This is a genomic window from Albibacillus kandeliae, from assembly GCF_003116585.1.
GTDB classification, from domain to species: Bacteria; Pseudomonadota; Alphaproteobacteria; order Rhodobacterales; family Rhodobacteraceae; genus Albibacillus; species Albibacillus kandeliae.
The window spans coordinates 1,017,364-1,042,953 of record NZ_QEHM01000001.1; the positions used below are offsets into that span (position 1 = coordinate 1,017,364).

At 65.3% G+C, this 25,590-nt stretch carries 17 protein-coding genes; 6 read left to right on the forward strand and 11 right to left on the reverse strand.

Annotation, left to right across the window (positions count from 1 at the left end):
- Positions 1 to 103: 103 nt before the first annotated feature.
- Positions 104 to 733, reverse strand: a complete 630-nt coding sequence (locus DDT93_RS04805; RefSeq protein WP_198654762.1) for a response regulator — start codon at positions 731 to 733, stop codon at positions 104 to 106.
- 27 nt (positions 734 to 760) lie between these two features.
- Between DDT93_RS04805 and DDT93_RS04810 the strand changes: the two genes are divergently transcribed.
- Positions 761 to 2,740: a sensor histidine kinase gene (locus DDT93_RS04810; protein ID WP_198654763.1), complete on the forward strand. Its 1,980-nt coding sequence runs from the start codon at positions 761 to 763 to the stop codon at positions 2,738 to 2,740.
- 16 nt (positions 2,741 to 2,756) lie between these two features.
- Here DDT93_RS04810 and DDT93_RS04815 read toward each other — a convergent pair whose 3' ends face one another.
- Together DDT93_RS04815 and DDT93_RS04820 are read right to left on the reverse strand one after the other, a co-directional pair.
- Positions 2,757 to 5,885 carry an efflux RND transporter permease subunit gene (locus DDT93_RS04815; protein WP_109464631.1) on the reverse strand — a complete coding sequence of 1,043 codons (3,129 nt, stop codon included), beginning with the start codon at positions 5,883 to 5,885 and terminating at the stop codon, positions 2,757 to 2,759.
- A 9-nt stretch (positions 5,886 to 5,894) separates the two neighbouring features.
- The gene (locus DDT93_RS04820) at positions 5,895 to 7,052 is read right to left on the reverse strand and encodes an efflux RND transporter periplasmic adaptor subunit (RefSeq protein ID WP_109464632.1); all 1,158 of its coding nucleotides are present in this window, start codon (positions 7,050 to 7,052) and stop codon (positions 5,895 to 5,897) included.
- A 255-nt stretch (positions 7,053 to 7,307) separates the two neighbouring features.
- Between DDT93_RS04820 and DDT93_RS04825 the strand changes: the two genes are divergently transcribed.
- The 3 genes from DDT93_RS04825 to DDT93_RS04835 all read left to right on the forward strand — a co-directional run bounded on the left by DDT93_RS04825 (position 7,308) and on the right by DDT93_RS04835 (position 12,817).
- Positions 7,308 to 9,377, forward strand: coding sequence for a hydantoinase/oxoprolinase family protein (locus DDT93_RS04825; RefSeq protein WP_109464633.1), 2,070 nt, complete (start codon positions 7,308 to 7,310; stop codon positions 9,375 to 9,377).
- Positions 9,374 to 11,110: a hydantoinase B/oxoprolinase family protein gene (locus DDT93_RS04830; RefSeq protein ID WP_109464634.1), complete on the forward strand. Its 1,737-nt coding sequence runs from the start codon at positions 9,374 to 9,376 to the stop codon at positions 11,108 to 11,110. The genes DDT93_RS04825 and DDT93_RS04830 overlap by 4 nt, the downstream gene beginning before the upstream one ends.
- A 348-nt stretch (positions 11,111 to 11,458) precedes the next feature.
- Complete coding sequence (locus tag DDT93_RS04835; RefSeq protein WP_109464635.1) at positions 11,459 to 12,817, forward strand: cytochrome P450; 1,359 nt, start codon at positions 11,459 to 11,461, stop codon at positions 12,815 to 12,817.
- A gap of 146 nt (positions 12,818 to 12,963) precedes the next feature.
- Here DDT93_RS04835 and DDT93_RS04840 read toward each other — a convergent pair whose 3' ends face one another.
- The 8 genes from DDT93_RS04840 to DDT93_RS04875 all read right to left on the reverse strand — a co-directional run bounded on the left by DDT93_RS04840 (position 12,964) and on the right by DDT93_RS04875 (position 22,215).
- Positions 12,964 to 13,740 carry a hypothetical protein gene (locus DDT93_RS04840; RefSeq protein WP_109464636.1) on the reverse strand — a complete coding sequence of 259 codons (777 nt, stop codon included), beginning with the start codon at positions 13,738 to 13,740 and terminating at the stop codon, positions 12,964 to 12,966.
- Positions 13,741 to 13,752: 12 nt separating this feature from the next.
- Positions 13,753 to 14,127: a hypothetical protein gene (locus DDT93_RS04845; protein ID WP_109464637.1), complete on the reverse strand. Its 375-nt coding sequence runs from the start codon at positions 14,125 to 14,127 to the stop codon at positions 13,753 to 13,755.
- A gap of 63 nt (positions 14,128 to 14,190) precedes the next feature.
- Positions 14,191 to 15,117 (reverse strand): dynamin family protein, encoded by a 927-nt coding sequence (locus DDT93_RS04850; RefSeq protein WP_109464638.1) that lies wholly within the window; start codon positions 15,115 to 15,117, stop codon positions 14,191 to 14,193.
- Positions 15,114 to 17,180, reverse strand: coding sequence for a dynamin family protein (locus tag DDT93_RS04855; RefSeq protein ID WP_109464639.1), 2,067 nt, complete (start codon positions 17,178 to 17,180; stop codon positions 15,114 to 15,116). The genes DDT93_RS04850 and DDT93_RS04855 overlap by 4 nt, the downstream gene beginning before the upstream one ends.
- Positions 17,181 to 17,311: 131 nt before the next feature.
- Positions 17,312 to 18,577, reverse strand: coding sequence for a hypothetical protein (locus DDT93_RS04860; protein ID WP_109464640.1), 1,266 nt, complete (start codon positions 18,575 to 18,577; stop codon positions 17,312 to 17,314).
- A complete protein-coding gene (locus DDT93_RS04865; protein ID WP_109464641.1) occupies positions 18,574 to 19,503 on the reverse strand; it encodes a PP2C family protein-serine/threonine phosphatase in 930 nt (309 codons plus the stop codon). The genes DDT93_RS04860 and DDT93_RS04865 overlap by 4 nt, the downstream gene beginning before the upstream one ends.
- On the reverse strand, positions 19,487 to 20,848 hold the full coding sequence (locus tag DDT93_RS04870) for an FHA domain-containing protein (RefSeq protein ID WP_109464642.1): 1,362 nt from the start codon (positions 20,846 to 20,848) through the stop codon (positions 19,487 to 19,489). Before DDT93_RS04870 ends, DDT93_RS04865 begins: the two co-directional genes overlap by 17 nt.
- Positions 20,845 to 22,215: a serine/threonine protein kinase gene (locus tag DDT93_RS04875; RefSeq protein WP_157960100.1), complete on the reverse strand. Its 1,371-nt coding sequence runs from the start codon at positions 22,213 to 22,215 to the stop codon at positions 20,845 to 20,847. The genes DDT93_RS04870 and DDT93_RS04875 overlap by 4 nt, the downstream gene beginning before the upstream one ends.
- Before the next feature lie 498 nt (positions 22,216 to 22,713).
- Between DDT93_RS04875 and DDT93_RS04880 the strand changes: the two genes are divergently transcribed.
- Complete coding sequence (locus DDT93_RS04880) at positions 22,714 to 23,835, forward strand: response regulator (protein ID WP_109464644.1); 1,122 nt, start codon at positions 22,714 to 22,716, stop codon at positions 23,833 to 23,835.
- 200 nt (positions 23,836 to 24,035) lie between these two features.
- Positions 24,036 to 25,415, forward strand: coding sequence for a sensor histidine kinase (locus tag DDT93_RS04885; RefSeq protein ID WP_232825367.1), 1,380 nt, complete (start codon positions 24,036 to 24,038; stop codon positions 25,413 to 25,415).
- Positions 25,416 to 25,590 lie beyond the last annotated feature (175 nt).

A 25,590-nucleotide genomic window follows, 5' to 3' on the forward strand; every position in this document is an offset into this window, starting at 1 on the left:
AATCAGGTGATCACCCCAATTTACAAAGCGCGCGTGCCCGACCACTATCCGCAGGGTGCGAACGTGGCCGCTCGATCGGCCCGCAGGGCTTGTGGAACAAGGGTCAGTCGATATCGCTTACGTCGATCAATCCGTCGCGCATCGCCCGCACCAGCAACGTCGCCGTAGACCGCACGCCCAGCTTGCGCATCAGGTTGGTGCGGTGAGTGTCGATGGTCTTGGCGCTGATCCCCAGCAGCTCGGAGGCGGCATGGTTGGTCATGCCCCGCGCGATAGCCTGCAGGACCTGAACCTCGCGCGCCGTCAGCGTGTTGGCCTGTTCCGCCGCCTGCAGGATCTGCTCCACCGCCGGCGCAATCACCGTCTCGCCCGCCGCAACGCGGAGGATACCATCGCGGATCTCCTCGGCCGAAGCGGTCTTGAGCAGGATACCCTCGACCCTCGCGCGCCGGATCTCCTGCAGAACGCTCGGGCTGCCGACCCCGGTGACCACCGCAAAGCGGGTTGCGCCCGACCAGCGGCGGGCTTCCAGCACCACTTCAAGACCGGAGGCGCCCGGCATCGTCATGTCGAGCACGGCCACATCCGGGGCCAGCGTCTTGATCAGGGAGATGGCCTTGATCCCGTTCTCGACCCGCGCGACCACCTCGACACCCTCGGCCAGCTCAAGGCAGGCGGCGAGACCGGCAAGGCTCAGCGGGTGATCGTCAGCAAGAAGCAGTCGGATGGTCATGGCGCAAGGATCCATCGCCGGGGAATGATGGCAAGTCTTTCCGTGCTCGGCGCCCTGCTCCTGCTATTATGCTCATTGGCCTCCCCCCTTGCGGCCCAGACCCTCGACTGCGCGCCGCTCACGCTCGACGGACCGGCCAAGACGCCGGAGATGACGGGCTGGATACAGGCGCAGGACGACCCCGACTGGGCCATGACCTTGGCGGACGTCACCGGCCCGGGTGCGAAGGCGTTCCGCCCGGTGGAAGGCAGCCGCCCTGACTTTGGCTATACCCCGGCGCGCATCTGGCTGCGGATCTGCCTGAGAAACGCGACCGCCCAAGACGCCGAGTGGATCCTCTACACCCACGAGAATTTCTTTCAGGTCTACCGCGCCTTCCTCGTGCCCGAGACCGGCGACCCGATCACGCTGATCGACCTTGAACAGAACAGCCCCTTTTCCGATCGCCCGCTCGACAGCCCCGAGCTCGCCGCCCCGATGACCTTTGCGCCGGGAACCACCGCGACGCTCTTCATCAATTACTGGTCCGGCGGCTCGTCCCAGCTCGATTTCTCGATCGAGACCAAGGAGAGCTACGATCAGATCATCGCGCGAAAGACCGCGCGGAACTTCTTCTTCTACGGCATGATGATCCTCCTGATCACCGTAGCCTTCGCCTCGCTTGTGGTGTTTCGACACCCCGTCTTCCTCGCCTACTGCGCCTACGCCGGGGCAGCGCTGCTCTTCATCATGCACGAGGACGGCATCGCGTTTCAGGTGTTCTGGCCAAGGTTCCCCGCGTTCAACGCCAACGCATCCGTCTTTGTCGGCAGCGCGCTGATCGTCTCGGGCGCGGTCTACGCCCGCATCTTCCTCAAGACGCGGCGCCGCCATCCGGTCGCCGACAAGGTCCTGCTCGGGGTCATCCTCCTGACCCTCGGGCTCGACGCCGCGCTCTACTTCACCGATCCACAGTTGCTCAAGAAGCTGCTGATCATGATGTCGCTCTGCGCTTTCCTCGTGTTCACCGGGGCCGGGCTCGTCTCGTACTTCTCGGGATACCGAGAGGTCCGCTTCTACCTCCTCGCATGGCTGGGCGTAGTCCTCTCCAGCGCCCTGATGAACCTGCGCCACGTGGTCGGGATCGAGATATCGCAGGACACCGTTCACGACAGCATGCGCTTTGTCATGGTGATGGATGCGCTGATGATGGGGCTCGCCATTGCGGACCGCTACAATCAGCTGCGCCAGTCCCGGCAGGTCGCGCTGGAACAGACGCTGGACGCCACCAGGCACCGGCTCGACCTCAACCGACGCCTGACCGAGTTGCAGGAGCGGCACGAACTCGCGGTGGAACTGTCCAAATCCCGCGACGAGCAAATCCAGAACGTCGTCCACGACCTGCGTCAGCCGCTCCTTGCCCTGCGTCAGAGCGTATCGGATCTGAACGGCACCCGCCCCGGCAGCCCCGGAGAGGTCCAGCAGGTCGAGGCCGCCTTCTCCTACCTCGAAACCCTGATCGCGCAGCAGCTCCGCCCGATGCCGCAGGCAGCGACCAAGACCGCCCCGGCAGCCGAGCGGCTTGAACGGATCGCGCTGCAGGACATTCTGCAAGCGGTCGAGGAAATGTTCCGCCCGGACGCCATCGCAAAGGGCCTTTCGCTCCGGCTGGTGCCCTCGCGTCTCGACGCCAGCGTCGACGCGCTGGCGCTGACGCGGATCCTGTCGAACCTCGTCTCGAACGCGATCAAGTACACCACGCAGGGCGGTGTCCTGATCGGAACGCGCAAAACGGCGACCTCGGTGCGGATCGAGATACACGACACCGGCCCCGGGATGACCGAGGCCGAATTTGCCCTCGCCCGCAAGCGCACCGTCCGGCTGAAAAAGGGCCGCACCGTCGCCGAGGGCAGCGGGCTTGGCCTTGCCATCGCCATGGACCTTGCCCAGAGGCACGGCATGGCGCTGTCCCTCTCTCCGCTGCGCCGCCAAGGCACGGGGCTGGTCCTGACCATCCCCACCACCTGAACCGCGCGCAGCGGGATCAGATCGGCTTGGCCTCTCGCAGTTCCGTCTTCAGACGTTCCTCTTCGGCCCGTCGCGGCTTCGACAAGCCCGCCAGCAGCAGGTAGGCCACCGGAGTCAGGAACAGGGTCGACAGCGTGGCAAGGCCCAGCCCGCCAACAACGACCCATCCCAGCGCGGCACGCGCCTCGGCGCCCGCGCCGGTCGACAGGATCAGCGGCACGCCCCCCAGAACGGTCGAGACCATCGTCATCATCACCGGGCGCAGGCGGATCGTGCTCGCATCGTAGATGGCATCGCGCACCGACTCCCCGGCATCGCGCAACTGATCCGCGAACTCGACGATCAGGATCCCGTTCTTGGCCATGATCCCGACCAGCATCACGAGACCGATCTGCGAGTACACGTTCAGGCTCATGCCCGCGAACAGCAGCGCGAAGACGGCGCAGGCCAGCCCGAGGGGCACCGTGGCCATCACCACCAGCGCCGAAATGAAGCTCTCGAACTGGGCGGCAAGAACCAGCAGCACGACGGCAATGGCAAAGCCGAAGACCAGCGCCAGCCCCGAGGAAGTCTGGTTCAGCGCGGCAGCCTCGGCCAGCGGCAGCACCCGGTTCTCGGGCCCGAGGATACCCTCCGAAAGGCGTTCAACTTCTGCCATCGCCGCGCCCAGCGACATCTCGTCGGACAGCGAAGCCCCGATATCGACCGAGCGCTGCTTGCCCTCCCGGTTGAGGTTGGGGGCGACAGCACGCTCTTCCAGCCTGACGAAGCTCGCCATCGGCACCATCTGACCGTCCGTCGAGGGCACGAAGATGCTCTCGAGGTCGCCGGGGTCATTCACCGGATCCGTGGTCGAAAGCATCTGGATGTCATGGCTGGTGCCGTCGACAAAGACCTCGCCCACCGAACGGGTGTCGAGCAGCGCCTGCAACGCCTGTCCCAGCCCCGAGATGTCGATCCCGAGGTCCGAGGCACGCTGCCGGTCGATCTCGACGAAGAGCTGCGGCTGCGTCGTCTCGTAGCCGAGGTTGACCTCACCGAACCGCGGGTCCTCACGCATCTTGGCGACCAGGCGCTCGCCCACGCCCGCGATCTGGGCATAGCTGGGCCCGGTGACCGCGAAGCTCAGGCCACGGCCCGCCCCACGGATACCCAGCGAGTTCGGCTGGATCGGGAAGGCAAAGACGCCCACCACATTGCGCAGACGCCCCCGCAGCTCGTTCACGATGTCGTCCTGGCTGCGCGTCCGGTCTTCCCAGGGCGAGAGCGTCATGACCATGAACCCGGCATTGCCCGCACCCCAGCCGGTGATCGACAGCACGTTGACGATCTCCCCGGTCTCGCGCAGCGGTGCGACCACGTCCTCGATCTCGCGCATCTTGCTGGTGGTATAATCCAGCGACACACCCACCGGCGCGGTCACCCGCAACAGGATGACGGCGCGGTCCTCGCGCGGGGTCAGCTCCTGCTTGATCCCGCTCGTCGCCATCACGGCGGTCAGCGCGAACAGCGCGGCGATCACCACCACCACCATCGGCGCGGCCAGCGCACCGCGCAGCAACCATGCATAACAAGCGCCCAGCCGGTTCCCCAGCCAGATCATCGGGCCACGCGCATCCGGACCCGGCGGTGCGGCGGTCAGCAGGCGGCTCGCCAGCATCGGCGCCAGCGTCAGCGCCACCACCGAGGACAGCATGACCGAGATCGCCAGCGTGAACCCAAATTCGCGGAACAACCCGCCCGCCTGACCCGGCAGGAACGACAGGGGCACGAAAACCGCCGCCAGCGTCGCCGTCGTCGTCACCACGGCAAAGACCACCTGCCGCGTGCCCAGCACCGCAGCTGCACGCGGGCCGATGCCATGCGCCCGGTGCCGCACGATGTTCTCCAGCACCACGATGGCGTCGTCCACCACCATGCCGGTCGCCAGCACCAGCGCCAGCAGCGTCAGCACGTTGATTGAAAACCCGACGATGTAGACCGCCGCAACCGTCCCGATCAGCGCCACCGGCAGCGTCAGCGAAGGGATCAGCGTCGCGCGGATGTCGCGCAGGAAGACGAAGATCACCAACACGACTATGACCACGGCCAGCGCCAGCGATTTGACCACCTCGTCGATGGCCCCCTGGATAAAGCGCGCATCGTCGGAGGTCACGAAGACGTCGATGTCATCGGGCAGCGACTGGTTCAGCTGATCCACCACCTTGCGGATGGACTTGGAGATATCGAGCGTGTTGGACGTCGCCTGCCGGATCACACCAATGCCGATGCCGGTGACACCATTGGCCCGCAGGATCGTTTCGTTCGGCGCGGGCCCGAGCGAGACCCGTGCCACGTCGCTCAGCAGCACGTCATCGCCGATCTTCAGCGCCTCGAACGCCTCTGGGGTGATGATGTTGGCTGTCGTGCGCACGCTGATCGACTGGCTGTCGCCCTGCAGGTCGCCCGATGGCACGTCGAACGAGGCCCCGGAGAGCGCCCTTTGCAGGTCGGCCAGGTTCAGCCCCCGGCTTGCGAGTTCCAGCTGGTCGATGTCTATCCGGAACACCGGATCCCGGTCGCCGTAGATCTGAAGGTCCGCCACCCCGGGAACCGAGATCATCCGGTCCTCGATCTGGTCGGTCACGATCTTGGTCAGTTCCTGCGGCGCGCGCCGGGTCGAGGTGATGGCGATCCGCATCACCGGGTCGGCATTCGCATCCGCCTTGACGATCCGCGGTTCGTCGGCGTCCTCCGGCAGTTCCCCGGCGATCCGCGCAATCGCATCCCGCGTGTCCGAGGCCGCCACGTCGAGGTCGACGTTGTCATTGAATTCCAGCGTCACCCGGCTGCGCCCGTAGCGCGAGTTCGACGACATCGACTTGACGCCCGAAACCCGGCCCACCGCGCCCTCGATCCGCCCGGTCAGTTCCTGATCGACAGTATCTGGCGAGGCACCGGTAAAGGTGGTGGTGACGGTGATCACCGGACGGTCGACGTCGGGCAGTTCCCGCACCTCGACCGCAAAGAGACCGGCCAGCCCCGCGATCACGATCAACGCGTTCAGCACGAAGGCCAGGATCGGGCGGCGTACGAACAGCGCCGTTCCGCCCCCGGTATCTGTGCCGCTGGTGATGCCCTTTTCCTGCTGGGGCTCTTCCGTCATCACCGCGCCTCAGAGCTTGATGCGTTGCTGCTCGGCCACCTCGGGCCGGGCACTGAGTTCAGACACGATGGTCACGCGGGCGCCCGGGCGCAGCGTCTGCACCCCTTCGACCACCACCAGCGTTCCCTCGGGCAGATCGCCCTGCACCAGCACCGCGTCCGCGTTGCGCTGCATGATCCGCACCGGAACCTGCCGGGCGATCCCGTCGGTCACCGCCCAGACAAAGGCGCCATCCGACGACCACTGCACCGAGAGCGGCGGAACGGCCGGGGTATCTACCCCTGGAAACTCCATCGAGACCGAAAAGGCCATGCCGGAGCGCAACAGGTCCTCGCGGTTGTCCAGCGTCCCCTGCACACGCAGCGTGCGCGAACTTCGCTCGACCAGGTTGTCGATCGCGCTGACCTGCCCCTTCAGCACCATGCCCCGGTGCGCCAGCGGCTCGGCAAAGAACGGCATGCCCACGGTGATCTGGCCGACCACGCGCTCGGGCACCCGGAAATCTACAAGAATGCGCGAGCGGTCGGTGATCACCGTCACGCTGTCCTGCGCCAGGACCCTGTCGCCCTCGTCCAGTTCGATCAAGCCCGCCCAGCCGGAAAAGGGCGCGACGATCACCTTCTGGTCCAGTTCGAACTCTGCCTGCCGCAGTTCAAGGTCGGCGGTCTGCAGCGCCAGCTCGGCCTCCTGCTGGCGGACCGCAGTCACTGCACCCGTTCCGGTCAGCCGGTTAACCCGCTCCAGCTCGGTCTGCGCATCCGCGCGCATCAGCTTGGCCCGTTCGACGGCGATCCGCTCAACCGAATCCTCCAGTCTGATCAGGACGTCCCCGGCCTTCACGTACTGGCCCGAGTCAACTTCGACCGCACTGATCCGCCCCGGCACGTCCGAGCGCAGGGTAACCGAATGCAAAGCACGCCCGTCACCGATGGCGCCGACCCGGTCGCTCTGCTGCAGCAGTTTGACCGGCGCGACAATCACCGAAGGATCCGCACGTGGCGGCCCCGACCGTTCAGCCGCGGCGGCGGCGGGCGGCTCCATTCCGAGCAGGTCGAACAGGCCTACCTCTTCCAACCAGGGCACCGAGGACGGCACAAAGTAGATCCAGCCCGCAATACCGGCGGCAACGACCACCAGCGATAGCAGAAACTGCTTGATTACGGACATTAACCTCGCCCCTTGCCCCGGCCCGTCTCCGCGGCGAGTGCGGTCGGGCCTTTCAAAATCTGGCACATGCTTATCTACTGGCACCGCCAAGGCAATACAAATGCGTTTGAACAATCGCGTTACCGTCACAGGTCCCGGCACTGCCCGGCCCTTAAGCAGCACCGAGAGGCGGCGCGCGCCCGGCAGATGCCACGGATTGACAGGTCGACCGACATGGGATCATCATTTGCATACGAACAACATGCGGGAGCGGTCATGGCCAACGACACCTCTTTGGAAAGGGCCGCCGGCGCAATCGTCGGTGTCGACGTGGGCGGCACCTTCACCGACCTCGTCGAACTCGACCCCGCCACCGGCCGCGTCCGCCTCGCCAAGGTGCCGAGCACGCTCGAAAACCAGGCCTTCGGCGTCCTGAACGCGCTGAAACACGCGGGTTGCGACCTCGCCGCGCTCGACCTCATCGTCCACGGCACCACGACCACGACAAATGCGGTGCTGGAACGCAAGCTCTCCCGCACCGGCCTGATCACCACCCGGGGCTTCCGCGACGTGCTGGAACTTGGTCGCCGCACACGGCCCCAGGCCTACGGGATGAAGGGCGAATTCACCCCACTCATCCCCCGCGATCTGCGCCTCGAGGTGCCCGAGCGGATGGACAGCGCGGGCGAGGTCGTAACCGCACTCGACGAGGACGCTGTCCGCGCCGCGGGCCAGCGCCTTCTTGCCATGGGCTGCGAGGCCGTCGTGGTGCACTTCCTCCACTCCTACGCCAACCCGAGCCACGAACTCCGCGCCGCCGAAGTCCTGCGAAGCCTCTGGCCCAACGACTACATCACCGTCGGACACGCGCTGCTCTCAGAAAGCCGCGAGTTCGAGCGTGGGGTCACGGCGGCGGTCAATGCCTCGGTCCAGCCGATCATCGACCGCTACATCCGCCGCCTGACGCAGGAGTTGAAGAATGGCGGGTATCACTCTGATATTCTTGTGATGAATGGCAACGGCGGCATGGTCAGCGCGGGCCGCGTCGCGCTGGAGGCCGCCAAGACGGTTATGTCCGGCCCGGCCTCTGGCGTCATGGCCGCCGCCTACACCGGGCGCAAGGCGGGCCTGCCCAACCTCATCACCTACGACATGGGCGGCACCTCGACCGACGTCGCCCTGATCCGCAACGCCGAACCCACCGTCTCGAACGAGATCGAGATCGAATACGCCATGCCGATCCACGTGCCCATGGTCGACGTGCGCACCGTGGGCGCCGGTGGCGGCTCGATCGCCCGGGTCAACCACGCCGGACTTCTGGAAGTCGGACCCGAGAGCGCCGGCGCGACCCCCGGACCCATCTGCTATGGCCGCGGCGGCACCGAGCCCACCATCTCCGACGCCAACCTCGTCCTCGGACGCCTCGATCCGTCCAAGTTCACCGGCCATACCGGCGTGACGGTCGAGCATGTCCGCCACATCTTCGAGGCCGATCTCGGCGCGCCCCTCGGCGTCGATGCCACGGAGGCCGCCGCCGCAGTCATCCGCCTTGGCAACATGAAGATGGCAGGCGCGATCCGCATGGTCTCCGTCTCCCTCGGCGCCGACCCGCGCGACTTCGCCCTCTTCGCCTTTGGCGGGGCCGGACCGCTGCACGCCTCTGCCCTCGCCCGTGAACTGGGCATCCCCCGCGTCCTCGTCCCCTCACGCCCCGGCATCACCAACGCCATCGGCTGCGTGGTGGCCGACCTGCGCCACGACTTTGTACGCACCCTGAACGCCCCGCTCGACACCCTCGACCTCGCCCGTCTCCACAGTGTCTTCGCCGAACAGGCCGCCGAGGGCGAGGCGCTGATCGCCGCCGAGCGCATCACCCTGCGCGAGACCCGGCATCTCTACAGCGTCGACATGCAGTTCATCGGCCAGACCCACCTGCTGCGCGTGCCACTGCCCGGGCCGGACGTCAGCCGCGAAACGCTGCAACAGTTGTTCGAGACCGCCTATTTCAACCGCTTCCGGGTCCAGCTCGACAACATCCGCGCCAACCTCGTGAACGTTAACTGCTCGGTCATCGGCACCCGCGCCGAACTCGACCTCTCCACGCTCATCGACCCGGCCGAACGCCGTGAAACACTGGCCGAAGCCGAACTCAGCCGCCGCCCCGTCTACTTCGACGGCTGGCACGACACCCCCGTCTACTGGCGCGACCACCTGCCCGCCGGATTCACGCTGGATGGCCCCGCCATCGTCACCCAGATGGACACCACCGTCCTCATCGAACCGGGCGACCGTGCCACGGGCGACGCCAACGGCAATATTCTCATCGAGATCGGAGGCGCCGCATGACCCTCGACCCCATCACTCTTTCGGTCATCCAGGCGGGCCTGCAACAGGTCTGCGACGAGATGGACCTCTCCTTCTCCCGCGCCGCCTTCTCGCCCGTGATCGCCGAGGCGAACGACCGCTCCGACGGCATCTACGCCGCCGAGGATGGCGCCCTGATCGCGCAGGGCGCGGGCGGTCTGCCTGTCTTTGTGGGCACCATGCAGTACTCGACCGCCACGCTGGTCTCGATGATCGCCAGCGGCAAAGCCGCCAAACCCCAGCCTGGCGACATCTACATCGTCAACGACCCCTACCTCGGCGGCACCCACCTGATGGACGTCCGCTTTGCCAAACCCTTCTACCGCGATGGCGAGATCTGGTGCTGGCTCTCTAACACCGGTCACTGGCCCGATACCGGCGGCGCCGTGCCCGGCGGCTTCTCCGCCTCCGCCACTTCGGTCGAACAGGAGGGGCTACGACTGCCGCCCGTGCGCCTGTTCAAGCAGGGTGAGCTGGACGCGGAAATCTACGCCATCATCACCTCCAACATCCGCGTGGCCGACCAGCGCATCGGCGACGTCAAGGCCCAGGCCGCCGCCCTGCTTGTGGGCGAGGAGCGGCTGAACGAATTGCTCGACCGCTATGGCGACGAGACCGTCCGCGCCGCCATCGCCGAACTGCGCAGCCGCGCCACCATCCAGATGCGCGCCTTCCTGTCGGAAATCCCCGAGGGCACCTACGAGGCCACCGCATGGGTCGACAGCGATGGCGTGGTGAACGAGCCGCTGGCAATCCGCCTTGCGGTCAGCAAAACCGAAGATGGCCTGACTTTCGACTTCACCGGATCTTCCGCCCCCTGCGCCGGTCCGATGAACTCCGTCCGAGCCACCACGCTCAGCTCGGTCTACCTGGCCATGCGCCATATCTTCCCCGAGGTGCCGATGAACGCGGGCGCCTTCGCCCCTCTCACCATCACCGGGATCGAAGGCACCTTCCTCGACGCGCAATACCCGCGCCCCGTCTCCGGCTGCGCCGCAGAGGTGTCCCAACGCATCGCCGAAGCGGTCTTCGCCGCCCTTGTCCCCGCACTCCCCGACCGCATCACCGCCGCGCCTGCAGGCACCTCCGGCAACTTCGCCCTCGGCGGCCACGACCCGGCGCGCGGCCGCGACTTCGTCATGTACCAGCTCTCCGGCGGCGGTTACGGCGGCAATGCCGATCACGACGGGCTCGCCAACGGCTGCTCCACCATCGGAATCTCCAAGGCGCCCCCGGTCGAGATCATGGAACAGGCCTTCCCGGTGCTCTACCGCCACTACGCCCTGCACGAGGGTTCGGGTGGCGCCGGAGAACACCGCGGCGGCTTCGGGCTCGACTACGAACTCGAACTGCGCCGCGGCAGCGCTCGCGCCAGCTTTGTCATGGACCACGGTCGCTTCGGCCCGCAGGGCGTTCTCGGAGGCCGCGACGGCACCCCGAACCAGGTCACCGTCTGGCAATCGGGTCAGCCCCACACGCCCGAGCACCTCTCCAAGGAACAGGACATCCCCCTGGCCCCGGGCGATCGCGTCCACGTGCGCACCCCCGGCGGCGGCGGCTATGGCGACCCGATGAAACGCGCACCCGAAGCGGTGCTCGAGGACGTTCGCCTCGAGCGATACACGCCGGAACAGGCAGAGGCGCTCTTTGGCGTCGCCCTCACCGGCACCCCGCCAAGGATCGACCCGGACCGGACCGCCGCACTGCGCGGCTGATCGAGAGGGGGCTCTGCCCCCACGGCCTGCGGCCGCCCCCCGGGATATTTTCAACCCAAAGAAACATATGCCGCTCGAATTCTTCTTTGGGTGGTAAATATCCCGGGGGAGTCGCCGGACACGGCGACGGGGGCAGAGCCCCCTCCTGAGCGCTGAAACCCGCGCCGGCCGCTGAAATGCTGGCCTTTCGCAGCGCCGGACTTGCGTTTTCCGCCACGGCACTCGCGCCAAGGGCGAATCAAAATTCTTGTCAGACTCCCCCGAATGGTTCTACGCTTTTCGTGGGCAAACCGGCTGACCCCGCGCCTCTGTGGGCAACGGCCGGACATTGGGAATGGGGCTAAGAGCATGAGTTTCGCAAAAGAAATCGAGGCGCTTGATCGCGTCACGCCGGTTGCTGCCGAGATGGCAACCGAAGATCTCAACCTGATCTCCTTCGCGAGGAAGGCGGGTAAGAACCTCTTTTCTGTGATCCCGGATGCAACCCGGCACGAGCTTTATCTGCGGGGGCCGGGCAACCTGCATTACGTCTGCGACCCGGAGATGATCACCGAGGTGCTGATCGGCGTCGGGCGCCATTTTCCCAAGTCGCAGTTCACCAAGAACGTCATCGGCGACGCGGTTGGCAACGGCATGATCCTCTCGGAGGGCGACAAGTGGAAGGCACAGCGCCGCCGCTATTCGCCGCTCTTCGCCGCGCGCAACCTGCCGCACCTTTCCAAGGAGTTCGCGCAGACCGGGCTCGACACCGCCGCCGCCTTGCTGGCGAACCCGGGTCAGACCGATGTCTGCCTGACCTCGCAGCAGGCCACCCTGACCGACATCTCGCGCGTGATGTTCTCCGGCAACGAGGCCGTCGCCCCGGAGACCGTGCGCGACGCGCTCTGGCGCTTTACCAACCACATCAGCTTTGTCTCTCTCTTCGACCTGATGGGCCTGCCCACCTGGGTGCCGCGCAAGAAGTGGCTGCGGGGCAAGGAGCCCGTGAACTACGTGCGTTCGCTGGCCTCTGACGTGATCGCCAGTCGCCGGGCCAAGATGAAGGACAATCCCGAGGACTTCCTCGACCTGATGATCGCGGCTCTCGACGAGGATTTCGAGGATCTGGACACCACCATCGACAACCTGCTGACCTTCGTGGTCGCCGGCTACGAGACGGCGGCGGTCACCATGTCCTGGGGTCTCTACCTGCTGGCGCTGCACCCGGCGATCCAGTCGACCCTGCGCGAGGAAGTGCGCGCGGCCTGCCCCTCGGGCCCGATCCCCTTCGAGGCGGTGACGATGATGCCCCGCCTGCACGCTCATATCCGCGAGACCCTGCGCCTGTTCCCGGCGGCGGCGCTGTTCGCCCGCGACGCGACGCAGGACGTCGTGATCAAGGATGTGCATTTCAAGAAGGGCGACGCGATCATGTTCCCGATCTGGTCGCTGCACCGTCATACCAAGCTCTGGGACAATGCGGGCGAATACGTGCCCGAGCGCTTCCTCGACTGGAAGGCGCCGCGCGGCCAGTTCCTGCCCTTCGGCGACGGCCCCCGGGTCTGCATCGGCGCGCAATATGCCGAGACCGAGATCATGATCCTGATGGCCTCGATGATCCGGGACGTAGAGTTCTCCATGACCGATCACGAGATCCCGCTGCCGAACCTGACCTTCACCATGCGCCCCGGCGGGCCGATCATGCTGGACGTGCGCCCGGCGCTCTGAGCCAAGGTCCGGACCGGCAACGCGCTCTTGGCAGCACCCTCGTCCTGGGGCTCTAACATCCTGAGCCCCAGGGTCTGCCTGTTTCCATCATCTCTGGCAATTCGCGCCGGTACAGCGACCAGGGCCCCACTGCCGGGCCGTCGGTTCTAGCGCCGCATCTGCCAAGCGGCGACCACTTCCGGCAGCGCCTGCGCGGGCAGCAAGGCCTGCAGGGTACAACTCGTGTCCCGGGCCGAGACCAGCAACTCTCCGTTCGGCAAGGGCAGCACGGTGCACTTGGCGGCGCGGGTGTCAAAGCGCGCCTGCGGGTCGGGGCGGGCCTCGTCGCGGAAGGCCAGCAGCGCCTCGCGGCGGACCGGATCGCCACCCCGGCGCAGTCTGCCGTCCTGCTCTGTCAGGATCCAGGCGAGGCAATGTGCTGAAATCGACCCGAGGAATCCCTCGATGGTGCGGCCCTGTCCTGTCGTCACCGGATTGACGCCAGCCGCCGCGGCGAGGCTGCGCGCGCTGCAACCGATGGTGCGCTGCGAGAAACCCGCCGCGCAGCGGGCGTAGGAGAAGGTGACCCGTTCGGCCCCCTCGACAAGGGCCGCCAGCCGCGCGGCAAACAGCCGTGCGGCGCTGTCCGGATCCGAGGGCTCGTCGCAGGGCATGTCCCCGATCGCCAGCGCCTTCAGGCGCCGGTTCGACACGGTCAGATCGGCGCGGTGCCCGGTGTCGGTGGTCAGGGTGATCTGGCGCGGCAGGACCGTTTCATCGACCTCACGCAGGACGCTCACCAGCAAGCGGGCGGCATCGCCAGGGCGGCTGCGGCGCGTCCGGGGCAGCGTGACCTTTTCCTCGGCCATGCGCATCAGCTTGAGGGTCACCCGCGAGCCATCCTGCTGGAGGTTCTGGTTCACCACTTCTGCCAGGTTTGCCATCTCACTGCCCCCTCAGATATCGCGCATCACGTCACGCGCGGCGTTGGTCAACACCGGCAGATCGGTCAGCGAATGGCAGACACAGCAGATCACATCGGAAGGATCCGCGTCGGAGCGCACGAAGAGCTTGATCTCGTTGTCGCCGAGTTCCAGCGCCTCGTTCACGACGCCGCGCGCGCCGCCCAGCAAGTGGCTGGAGATGGCGCTGCTGTCGGCCCGGTCAAAGCAGCGCACCGCCTGGGTGCAGAGTTCGTCCAGCCGTTCCTGTGGCCAGGGGTGGTCGGAACTGACCCGCAGCATGAGCCGCGTGCGCAGGTCCCCAAACGCCGCAAGGCTGCAGCCATCGGCCACAGCCCTCAGCCTGTCGAGGCGGTCGGCGACGGTCATGGCGTCGCCCTCCTGCGCAAGGTCTCTCGCGTCTCTCGCATGTCCATACCTGCCCCCATCAGATCAAAACCGTTCCAGTTGCTGCAGATCGCCTGCATCGCCCCGCGCGCGCCGCTCGGGGCGTGCCGTGCCCGACCGCGCCTGCACGCGCTTCGGCATGACACGCGGCTCGTCCGGGACCGCCGCGACCTCTTCGACCGGTGCAGCTACCGGTTCAGAAATCGCCACCTCGGCCTCGGCCTCGGGCTCTTCCACCGCGACACCGTCCTCCTGAAGGCCGGTCCGCAGCAGCATCTCGATCAGCGCCTCGATGAAGGGACCTGCACCGCTGGCGTCCCAGCGAGCCTCGTCCTCCCCGGCACGGATCGCGTCGAGCAGGGCGACCGGGTAGATGCCCGAGAACTGGTCGCCCGTTTCTTTTTTCAGCCGCGCCAGCACGCGCGCACGGTCGCGCTGCGACGTCAGCTTGTCGATCTGGGTCACCAGCAGGATGTTGCGCCCGCTGGTCATCTCCCGGATGCTCTCCCAGGTCGCGGCCTCGGACTGGCGCCAGGCCTGCGTCGCGTGGGTGCACCAGATCACGTGGTCGGCCTCGCCGATCACCGACTGCCAGACCTCTGAGGACATATTCGGATCGGAGATCCCGGGCATGTCGATCAGATCGCAGAGCTGAAGCGCGTCGGACTCCATTGAGAGGCGGATCATCCGGGTGCGTTCGAGGTCCACCTGATCCAGTTCGGCAGGATCGACGTCTTCTTCCGAACCGTCATGGCCCACCAGCGTTGCGCCCGGCGCGCCGTAGGAGACCCAGACCGGCGGCAGCCGGGTCGCGGTCACCCGCGTCGGCATCGGGTCCGCCCCGAGCAGCAGGTTCGACAGCGTGCTCTTGCCCGCGCTGAACTCGCCCATCAGCGCGACCCGGCGCTTCTGGGGCTGGTCCTGCAGGTCCTGCTCGCTGCTCTCCATCTCGTTCTCCTTCATCACGCTCATGCCGCGTAGCGCGTCAACGTATCGAGCGCCGACTGCAGCAGGCCCTGCCGCTGTACGTCGTCCCGGCTCTGGAACAGCGACTGCACGTCCTGCTGACGCCCGCTGCCGCCCAGTTCCATCAGGATATCGCGCTGTTCCTCCAGAAAGATGTTCAGCGCCGCGAGCGCTTCGTCGCGTACGGCGGCGGTCTGAACCACCTTGAGCTGGGTCATGAAATCTTCGGTCTCGGCGATGATCAGCGCCTGGAACTTGCCCGCGAACGCTTTGTAGCCCCGTGTCCGGCGCCACCACGACTTCCACCAGCCATCGCGGAAGTCGAGCGCGATGGTCTGGCCAAGCGCGACCGGCGCGGGAATGTCCGGCGCCATCGGCACGCCGATCTGGATGCCGCCGACCGCCTGTCCGAAGGCTTCGAAGTAGAGCTCGGCAAGCTCTTCGACGGCCTCCTCGAAGGTGGAGGTCGTGAGCGACTGCGCCCGGGTACCGAAGACGTTGTAGGCAGACCGCAGCAGCATCCGCAGACCGGTCGGGCTGTATTCCCAGACATCGCCCTCGCCGTAGTTCTCGAGGTGGGCGATCAGCGAATGGGTCGCGCGGTCGACAAAGGTCACATGCGCCCGGTCGGCGCGTTGACGATAGGCCTCGATCAGCGAGTCAAAGCGTTGTGTCAGCGCCAGCCGGTGGCGATCCGCAAGCGTCTCGAAGCGGTCGCGCACCTCGTAGGTGGAGAGCGAGGACCCGCCCTCGACGCCGTCGCGCCCCTCGATGGTGATGGTTTCCGCAACCTTCTGGCTGCTGGCGATGGTCACGGCCGAGTTGGCGATCCGCGACAACTGCGCCTCGCCCGCGTCCGACACGATACGGTCCGACACCAGCCGGAACAGCGCGGGCAGCCCCGACAGTTCCCAGACCAGATCGGCGGCGGAGGCAGCCGCCGGGGCCCCGGCCATCGCGGCTTCGGCATAGTTCAAGAGTGCGTTCGAGCTCATCTCGGACATGCTCTCGACCGAACCGGACAGCACCCGATTGGCCCAGTAGGCACTTCCAAAGACGATCTCGGCCTCGGTCGGGCCGTTCTGGTCCACGAGGGTCTGGCGGATGCTCGCCTCGATCTCGGGGATCTGGTTGGCCGGATCCTGCAACTCGTCGATGCGGTTCACGAAGATCAGCACATCACGCGATTTGAGGTTCGAGATCAGGCGGATCAGCCCCATGTCGACCGAGCTCAGCGCCTGGTGCGCCGACAGGACCACGACGCACAGCTTGCTCTCGCGAATGGCCTGTATCGTCACCTGCTCGCGCATCATGAAAGTGTCGTTCACCCCCGGCGTGTCGCGCAGACACATGCGGAAAGGGATCGACGGGCAATTGAGATAGAGATCGGCCGACCGTGTGATATCGGCAAAGCGGCCCTGGTCGTCGCTGGCGGAGTCGCCCTCGATCTCGAAATCATCGCCGAGGCAGATGTAACGTTCCACGAGGTTCTTGTCGAAGAAGCCGTATTCGTGCTCCTGGCCCAGCAGCAGTTCGAACTTCTTTCCAAGCCGCTTGCGGGACTTCTCGCGCATGGTTTCGATCTGCTCGCGGATCTTCTCCAGCTCGCTCTCGGCCCCTGCCCGCCCGGCCAGTTCGCCGATGCGGCCACCCTTGGTCAGCAGGCGGTCCCATTCCTTCTCGGTCATGAATCGGAAGCGCGCACCGATCTCGGCCCGCTCACGCCCCGGCGTCAGGTGCAGCGAGGTGACGACCGAGGTCCAGGGGTTCACGTCCGACGGCAGCAGGTCGGCCCAGCCCGCCATCGCGTTGACCAGCGTGGTCTTGCCGGATTTCACCTGCCCCAGCAGAGTCACGCTCGGCTCGAACTCGTCCAGCGAACGGCGCAGTCGTTCCACTGACCGCAGCGCGCTGTCGCCCGCGACCTCCGAGAGTTCCTGTAAGGCGGTATCGAGCTGCTCCACCCTGGCCGCGAAATCCGCCAGCGTTTCCAGACCCGCATTGAGGTTCCCGGGGCCTGTCACGGCCCTGAGTTTCGTTGCGGGATCAAAGCTCTCCTGGCTGTTCATTGGCGTGCCTTGTGGTCCTTTCAGGATGGGTCCGGTCTGACATTTTCGTCATGACGCGAGCCCCAACTCCGTCCTTTGGATCTTCCGTCGAATTATGGTCAAATTAGGGCTTGCCCGTGGCAGAACCCTATCTATTGACCCGCATTCGCCGCACCGTTTCCAAAGCCGACACCTGCGGCCGGCACCGGGGCCTTGCGCGCGATTTCCTTCTTCAGCTGCAGCAGCAGCGTCACGGCGTCGACAGCCGCATCCTCGTCCTTTTCAAGCTGGAACAGCAGCATCATCTCGGCACTTTCCTGTGCGTCGTTGACGATGTCCTGAACCACCAGCTCGCTCGGATCGATCCGGTGCAGCATGTTGGCCAGTTCCTCGGCGGTCGACACGCAGCTTTCGAGAATGCGTTCCGATTCCGGCATGTCCTGCCGCGAAAAAGTGGCGAGCATCTCGTTGGCCCGGTCCTGCAGGAACTGCAGCGCCTCGGTCAGCATTTCCTCGCCGGTCTTCGCGTCACCGGCCTGCGCAGAAGGCGCAGCAGGCGCCACCATCGACGGTTTGGCGCGCGGTGTCGCGGGCAGGTTCGGCGCAAACCGGTTCAGCAACATCTGCGCCTGGTCCATATCGGCGTTGCGCCCGCTCTCGACCTGGCTCAGCACGCCATCAAGCAGTGCCTTGCCGCCGCTTTGGGCCCAGAGCTGCTGGTTGACCTTCGGCCCGGCCGAGCGCGCAGTGATCGCCTGCTCGGTCGCGATGGGATAGAGGCACAGGAACTCCTCGGCCACGATCGGCTCCAGCGCGGCGATCCGCTCCTGCAGCACGCCCCGCATCATCTGCCGGTCGGCCATCGTCAGAACCAGAAAGCTGTGGTCCTTGATGTCATCGGGCACACCGGCCCAAAGCTTCTGCTCGGACTCGTCAAAGCTGTCGGTGCACCACAGGATGATATCAGCCCATTGCACCACCCAGTTCACCATCGACATCTGATGGCTGAGCGTCCCGGTCAGCCCGACCTCGATGAAGTTCTGACGCAGGAGGATGTCCTCTTCCAGTTCCAGACGGGCGCGGATCGTCCCCTCCGGCACCGCCTGATCGGTCAGCAGGCCGCTGCGCCGCACGCATCCGCCGTCTTCCAGCTCGAACAGCGTACGGGTCTTGGGACCGTGCGCGACCTCGATCACCGGGATTCCTTCGACGCGCGGAATCACCGGCTGCGCCAGCATCATGTTGATCAGCGTGGATTTTCCGTACCCCGGCTGGCCAAGGACCGCGACCTGCACGGGCTTGCGCAGGTGATCCAGCAGACGGCTGCCCCACTGTTGCCACTCGCTCGGAAAGAGCTTTCCCTCAAGGGCGGTCTGCAGGCGGTCCACGACCGGCTCAAGATAGGAAGACTGGCTCACGCGGATTTCTCCAGGGACACTCGGTACGTTCTGATGTTCTTTGACTTGCCCTTGGTCGCCATGAAGGCCACCGTGCTGCGCTTGCGCTTGTCGGGCGCCGTCGCGGCCTGGGTCTGGGCCTGCGCCGGGGCGCGGGATTTCTCGGCCACCCGGATCACGCAGATCGAGGTATTGTCCTGATCCGGATCGTCGAGCCGTTCCAGCGCCCGCATCAGCGCCGCTGAAATCTCGGCGCTCGATCGGTCCGCATGGGCCGCGACCAGCGCGGCGATCTCGTCATCGGTGAGGAATTGCAGCCCGTCGCTTGCCACGAGAACGATATCGCCCGCCCGCAGCTTCAACGGCTCCGCCGGGCAGTCGATCTGGGGAATGTCCGCCCCGATCAGCACCGAGGTCACGCAGTTGCGGTCGGGATGGTTCAGGCCCATCTGGCTGTCGATGATGCCGCGAGCCACCATGAACTCGATCTGCGGCACCATCGAATGATCTTCGTTCAACCGATGAAGCTCGCCGTCGCGGAACAGGTAGAGCGGGGAATCCCCGACCGAAATCCAGTAGAGCCGGTCCGCCAGAACAACCGGCGCCACCAGCGTGGTGCCCATGCCCTCGGTTTCCGGGTTGGCCTCGGCATGATAGCGCACACACTCGTTGGCGCTCATCAGCGCGTCATGCAGGATCTGCCCAAGCAGCGGACCGGGCATCGCCGGATCGCCGGTCTGCAGCTTCAGCTCGCTGAAGACCTCGGTGACGGCGATCTTGCTCGCGACGTCGCCCGCCGCATGGCCGCCCATGCCGTCTGCGAGCACGGCAAAGCCCATGCCCGCACCGACCGGGAAGTCGGCGACCACCGAGTCTTCCTGGTGCTCGCGCCGGCCCCGGGACAGGGCCGAGGCGGCGTCGTATACGAAGTCAGCCGAAGGATACATGTTTCGTTGCGCCTTCCTGCCCCTCGCTCCAGTCGAATCCCTCTCCGCACAGCGCCTTGAACAGCAAGGTGGTTTCGCCGATGCGGATCAGGTTGCCATCCAGCAGTTCCTCGGTCGACAGCACCGGGCGGTTGTTCAGCCGCACGAGGTTGGCCTTGCCACCATGGCCGAGGTAGAACTTGCGGCTCTCGCTGTCATAGGCGACCGCCGCGTGGTTCTCGCGCGAGATCGCGTTATCGCCAAAGTCCAGCCGCACCCCCTGCCCGGCCCCCCGCCCGATCTGAGCCACGCCGTTCTGCAGTGCGATCGCGGCGCCGCGCCCAGGGCCCGAGACCACGATGAGCCAGCCGACCGGGAAGGTCGGGGTGATCTGAACTTCTTCCTCGGCGACCTCCTCGACCGTTTCGGCACGCGCACCGAAGGGATCGGGCGCACGATGTTCGGCCGGGTTGAAGCCAAGCAGGCGCGTCTTGACGCGACCGGCGCGGCGGGCAGCCCGGCCCGCTGCGGGCGCCGGCACATCCACCGGACCCGTGGCTACTGTTTCTGCACTGTCCGTGGCGAACTCGCGGCGCGGCAGCACCGGCTGGCCGCGCTCGGGCCGTGGCTGCGACAGAACGCGCGACTGCTGCGGCATGGCGCCAAAGGGGGCCTCGTCGCGGGGCGCGCGCATCTGGGCCAGCGCGGCCGCGGCGGCGGCAAGGCTCTCCTCGCGTCCCGGTTCAGCGGCTCGCGTCTCGCGCCGGTCAAAGGGCCCATCCTCCGGCTCGTCGTCCTCCTCGGCCTCCGCCAGAACCTCCTCGGCCTCTTCGAAGTCGTCCTCGGCTGCGAACGCTTCCTCTTCGAGGTCGTCGAGATCTTCCGCTTCCGCGGTCACGTCGAAGTCTTCCTCGTACTCGTCTTCGAAGTCGTCTTCGGCAGCGTCTTCCGCCGCGTCGGACCATTCCTCGGCCTCCGCGACAGGCTCATCAAGGAGCTCGTCCTCGTAGCCGTCTTCATCGTCGGTATCGTCGTCGAGGCCGTAGGCCGCAGCCGGGGCCTGCTCGCGGGCTGCCGCCAGGGCACGGACAGCAGCAAGGGCCGCCTCCTCGTCCACGTCCGGCTCGCCCGTCAGGCGCTCGCGGCGGGCCTGATCCTGGGCGGCTCCGGGCTCCAGCACGTCGAACATGTCGAGCCCTTCGTCAGCCAGCAGGTCGTTCCCTGCCCCGCTGTCCCCGGACTTGCGCCCCGTGGACATCAGGTCGCCGGTCAGGACGAAGGTTTTCTTCGCCTTGGCCGCGTCCGCCTGACCTCCGGACATACCCTGAGCACGCTTTTCAGAGATGATATCTCGAATGAACTTCATGTCTGGTTCCTTACGTTCTGGAGGATCGTCTGCGACTGGGTTTTGCGCCCCGGCAGGCAGGCCGAGATCAGGCGGTTGAGGCTCAGCCCGCCACCGCCCTGCGCCGCTTCAGCCTCGTGTTCCGCAGTGTCCGGTTCCGGCTCCGCGGCTGCCTTGGCACGCTTCTTGGGCATGAGATGCATTCGCTTGGGCGACTTGCCGTCACTGTGCTCCCGCATCCATGCATCGATGTCGGGCACGGGATTCCCGAAGATGTCGACGAGTTGCTTGGGCCCCTCGTCCTGTGCCTCGTCGACCATCCGGCCGCGCCGGCGCTTGCGCTTGGACTGCTGCTGCGCCGCATCGCCGGGCATGCCCTGATGCACGTGCTGGTTGGTATCCTCGACCAGGCGCGAGATGACGCGGGTCAAATCGCCCTCCTCGATCACCACATCGGGCATGGTGGTCGCGGCGAACTGGTTCAGCAGGTCCAGCCACTCGGCCGCAGTAGCGATCCGGTCGCGCGCCAGCAGCTCCAGCGCCCGGTCGATCGACGCGAGAATACGACGGTCATAGGCCCAGTCGCCGCCATCCAGCGGCTTGTACGGATCGGGCTGCCCCGAGGCCACGGCCACCACGCGGTCCTGGCTGTTCGGGGGCGCCTCGCCCGTGATCAGGTGATAAAAGGTCGCCCCCAGCGAGTAGAGATCGCTCGACGCATCCTGCAGCATGTCGGTCAGGTAGAACTCGTGCGGCGAATACCCGTCCTTCACCGCCAGCAGCGCCGACAGGGCGCGGTTCTCCTTGCCCGCCTGCTCGCGCGCGGCGCCAAAGTCGATCAGCGTCAGATGGTTGTTCTCGCCGAGCAGGAAGTTGTCCGGCGAGATATCGCGGTGCAGGATCCCGAGCTCGTGAATATAGCGGATCGCGATCAGGGCGTCGCGCAGCGCCTTCACCACCACCGGCGGCGTCAGCCGCGCGGGCGCGGTATCGATGATGCTCAGCAGATCCTCGCCATTGACCGCCTCCATCGCCATGTAGGCCGAGTTGTTCTCTTCGAACACCTGATGGACCTTGACGATGTTGGGGTGATCCAGCTTGGCCAGACGGCGCGCCTCGCGCACGAAATGACGGCGGATCGAGAGGTACTTGTCGGCCACCTCGGCGCTCAGCGGCTGGATGTCGCCCTTGACCCGGCAGCACAGTGCGCCGGGAAAGCACTCCTTGATCACGTAACGCCGATCCAGCGAATCCCGCGCCAGATAGGTGATGCCAAAGCCGCCCCTGACCAGGTATTCCTCGATCAGGTACTGGCCACGCAGCAGCGACGAGCCGGAGGGGAGTTCGTCTCCCTTGTCGGGGCGGTCCACGGTACCATTGTCAAACAAAGCGGGCAGCCTTCATTACCGAACGATTCAATTCTTCCGGTGCGATCCCCGAGCTGGAACGGAACTGGCTCTGGCAGACCGGATCACCGGCAGCGCGAGCATGCGGGCAGATTGTGTTCAGATCGTGGTTCAAAATGGCCAATCGGGTGGCCGCGCGGATCTGCGCTCCCGGGGGCGCTGGGGTTTCCCCCCGATTGTCTCCACCGCGGAGACCATGGGACCCCGGACCGTTGCCGTATCAGCGACGCCCGGAGGTCAACCCTGTGATTGCCACACCCGCTGGAAACGCGTAAAATTTAATCGCGAGACGGATTTCCTGACGTCGGCTGGCTGCAGAATCGTAATGAAAAGAACGGGAAAGAGCCGCCCCGGCAGGCCGAAGAAATCGAGCGGAATTAATGAAAAAACAGGACAACGACGAAAAAACGCCACTTTTTGGGCCCATTCTGCCGATAGCCATCAAACACGGCATGTGAATCTGTCAGTGGAGATTGTACGGTGAACGCAGAAAATTCGATAGACAGCAGCACGCAGGAAAAGCTGTCGCGGCGCTCCAGGCTTCAGGAAGAGTTGCGTGTTCTCGCCGTCGATGACGACCATAACATTCTGCAGCTTCTGAAGACCGCTCTTTCGGCCTTCCACTTCAATATCACCATCGCGGACTCCGGCGCCAACGCGCTGAAGATGATCGAGAAAGCGGACAAGCCGTTCGACTGCTTCCTGCTCGACATCCAGATGCCCGCGATGAACGGCATCATGCTGTGCAAGGAGATCCGCAAGATCGCCGAGTACAAGCAATCGCCGATCCTCATGCTGACCGCCATGTCCGACCGCGAGTATGTCGACCTCGCCTTCGTGGCCGGCGCCACCGACTATGTCACCAAGCCGTTCGACTTCCTCGAACTGCGCAGCCGCATGTCGGCCGCTCAGCGCCTGGTGCAGGAACGCCGCATCGCCGAGGCCAACGGCGCGCGCAAATCGACCGGCGTCAAGCGTCAGAAATTCCCGCTGGACGAAGCCATTGCCATCGAAGGCATCGAGCGCGTCCTGCGCAACACCGAGTTCGACAACTACATCATGCAGCTCTCGCAGGGCCGCCTGTTCAACACCCACGCCGTCGCGGTCAAGCTGGCCGACGCAGCGCGGATGCACAAGCGCCTGACCCCCGAGAACTTCGAGGGCCTGCTGCACGACATCGCGTCGAGCATGACCGGCCTGACCAAGAAAACCGGCGACATCGTTTCCTACCGCGGTGACGGCGTGTTCCTGATGGTCCGTCATGGCCGTTTCGGAACCGACCAGGCCGAGCTGGAGATGGCGCTGAACCGCACTCTGCTCAGCCATCTGAGCGAGCGCAACGCCGAGTTCGAGGCCCAGGTCATCGTCGGCGACAGCGTGTCGCTCCGCTCGCTGTCCAAATCCGGGTCGCTGATGTCGGTCAACCGCGCCATCGAGGCCGTGGAACTGCGCGAGGAAGTCATGCGCGAACAGCAGGCTGCCCCGCGTCGGTTGCTTAACGGCCCGACCGTGACCGCCGAACAGGAAATGGTGCGCAAGAAAGCCTACCAGAACGTCCTGCGCGACCTGTTCCGCGACGAACCCTCGCTGCGCAACGAATAGTCCTCCCGGACTCGCACCGCGCCCCCTTTTCCGAGAAAACTCAGGCGCGGCGACCCAAGTGTCGCCGCCCGCTGATATTTAGCAACAATCACGCACCAAGATTTTTTTATCCGGCCCCCGAATTGTCACTGTTTGCCCCAAAGGCTAACAATTTCGAGGAATAGTCCTCAATTCAATATAACAACGCGAGTCGAGCAAGAATGTCCGCATCCGAGGAAATGGGCACCCAGCCAGAGGTAGCTTACCCGCAGTCGCGGGCCGAGGGGCAGATACGTGACTATTTTCAAGCCACTACCGGTCTGATCTGGCAACGGCAGGCGATCTTCTTCTCCGCCACCGTGCTGACCATGTTCTACTTCGACCCGATCAAGCAGCTGGCCTGCTATGCTGCGGTCCTGTTCAACGAACTGATCGACCTGCTGCTCTGCCGCAAGGTCAACAACGAGACCTCGATCGACGGTCGCAAGGCACGGCACTACGTCTTCTGGATTCTGATCAACACGATCCTCAGCGCCGCCTCGATCTCGCTCTTCGTGCTGATCATCGCGCTGCAACAAGGCGCTGGCGGACACTTCACGCCGCTGTTCTTCCTCTTCGCCGCCGCGCTCTTCGCGGCAATGAACAACCACCAGATCGTGCCCGTCCTCGTGGTACGCCTGCTGATCTACGCGGCGACCTTCTTTGCCATCGTCCTGATGGACATCTTCCGCGAACGTCCGCCGCTGACCTCCGAGCTCTGGCTGCACTTCTTCACGGTGGTCTTCGTCCTCTATTTCATCATCGACTGCTCCTTCGTCTTCCTCAACTTCTACCGCAAGAACGTCCGCCAACTCGAGGAATTGCGCGAGGAACATGAACGCACCAAGATCGCCTACCGGGCCAAGTCCCAGTTCGTCGCGGTGGTCAGCCACGAGCTTCGGACCCCGCTGACATCGATCAAGGGCTCGCTCGACCTGATCAATTCCGGCATCCTTGGCCCGGTCCCGGACAAGATGATGCCGATCCTCAAGATCGCGGGCAAGAACAGCGCCCGGCTTGCCGACCTCATCAACGACATCCTCGACCTGCAGAAGATCGAGGCCGGCGAGGTCGCCTATCGCTTTGCTCCCATCGACGTGAAAATGCTGATCACCGAGGCTGTGGATGCGAACCGTGGCTACGCCGAGGCGATGAAGATCGGGCTGGAAGAACTCTCGCCCGATGGCAACACCCCGATGATCCTGGGCGACGAGAAGCGCCTGATGCAGGTGATGTCCAACATGATCTCGAACGCCCTCAAGTTCTCCAAGGAAGGCGGCACCGTCACGGTCAGCTTCCGCGAGGAAGGTGAGAAGGTCCGCATCATGGTGAAGGACCGCGGCGTTGGCATCCCCGAGGACTCGCACGAGAAGGTGTTCGGCAAGTTCACCCAGGTGGACTCCACCGACCAGCGCGAGGTCGGCGGCACCGGTCTGGGCATGAACATCTCCAAGCAGATCGTCGAGCACCACAACGGTTCGATCGACTACGTGAGTAAGCTTGGCGAAGGCACGACCTTCTTCATCGACCTCGATATCTGGGATCAGGCCGAGGCCGCCTGATCTCTTAACTCTTTCAGAATTCCCGGGGATCAATACTCCGACTAATTCATGAGCAACTTTGTCGGCTAATCTTTACATATCTTTACGTTTACGTAAGGTTATGTGTGTCGAAAATGCATAATCCCCGAATTCAATAGAAAAAAACTGGACGCAAGGCCGGGGAAGTCGCTATTCC

Excerpts from the sequence above, each read along its gene's own strand:
- DDT93_RS04840 (WP_109464636.1), bottom strand. The coding sequence starts at position 13,740 with ATGGCAAACCTGGCAGAAGTGGTGAACCAGAACCTCCAGCAGGATGGC.
- DDT93_RS04870 (WP_109464642.1), bottom strand. The coding sequence starts at position 20,848 with ATGAAGTTCATTCGAGATATCATCTCTGAAAAGCGTGCTCAGGGTATG.
- DDT93_RS04820 (WP_109464632.1), bottom strand. The coding sequence starts at position 7,052 with ATGTCCGTAATCAAGCAGTTTCTGCTATCGCTGGTGGTCGTTGCCGCC.
- DDT93_RS04805 (WP_198654762.1), bottom strand. The coding sequence starts at position 733 with ATGACCATCCGACTGCTTCTTGCTGACGATCACCCGCTGAGCCTTGCC.
- DDT93_RS04845 (WP_109464637.1), bottom strand. The coding sequence starts at position 14,127 with ATGACCGTCGCCGACCGCCTCGACAGGCTGAGGGCTGTGGCCGATGGC.
- DDT93_RS04885 (WP_232825367.1), top strand. The coding sequence starts at position 24,036 with ATGTCCGCATCCGAGGAAATGGGCACCCAGCCAGAGGTAGCTTACCCG.
- DDT93_RS04865 (WP_109464641.1), bottom strand. The coding sequence starts at position 19,503 with ATGTATCCTTCGGCTGACTTCGTATACGACGCCGCCTCGGCCCTGTCC.
- DDT93_RS04825 (WP_109464633.1), top strand. The coding sequence starts at position 7,308 with ATGGCCAACGACACCTCTTTGGAAAGGGCCGCCGGCGCAATCGTCGGT.
- DDT93_RS04815 (WP_109464631.1), bottom strand. The coding sequence starts at position 5,885 with ATGACGGAAGAGCCCCAGCAGGAAAAGGGCATCACCAGCGGCACAGAT.
- DDT93_RS04850 (WP_109464638.1), bottom strand. The coding sequence starts at position 15,117 with ATGAGCGTGATGAAGGAGAACGAGATGGAGAGCAGCGAGCAGGACCTG.
- DDT93_RS04810 (WP_198654763.1), top strand. The coding sequence starts at position 761 with ATGGCAAGTCTTTCCGTGCTCGGCGCCCTGCTCCTGCTATTATGCTCA.
- DDT93_RS04835 (WP_109464635.1), top strand. The coding sequence starts at position 11,459 with ATGAGTTTCGCAAAAGAAATCGAGGCGCTTGATCGCGTCACGCCGGTT.
- DDT93_RS04830 (WP_109464634.1), top strand. The coding sequence starts at position 9,374 with ATGACCCTCGACCCCATCACTCTTTCGGTCATCCAGGCGGGCCTGCAA.
- DDT93_RS04855 (WP_109464639.1), bottom strand. The coding sequence starts at position 17,180 with ATGAACAGCCAGGAGAGCTTTGATCCCGCAACGAAACTCAGGGCCGTG.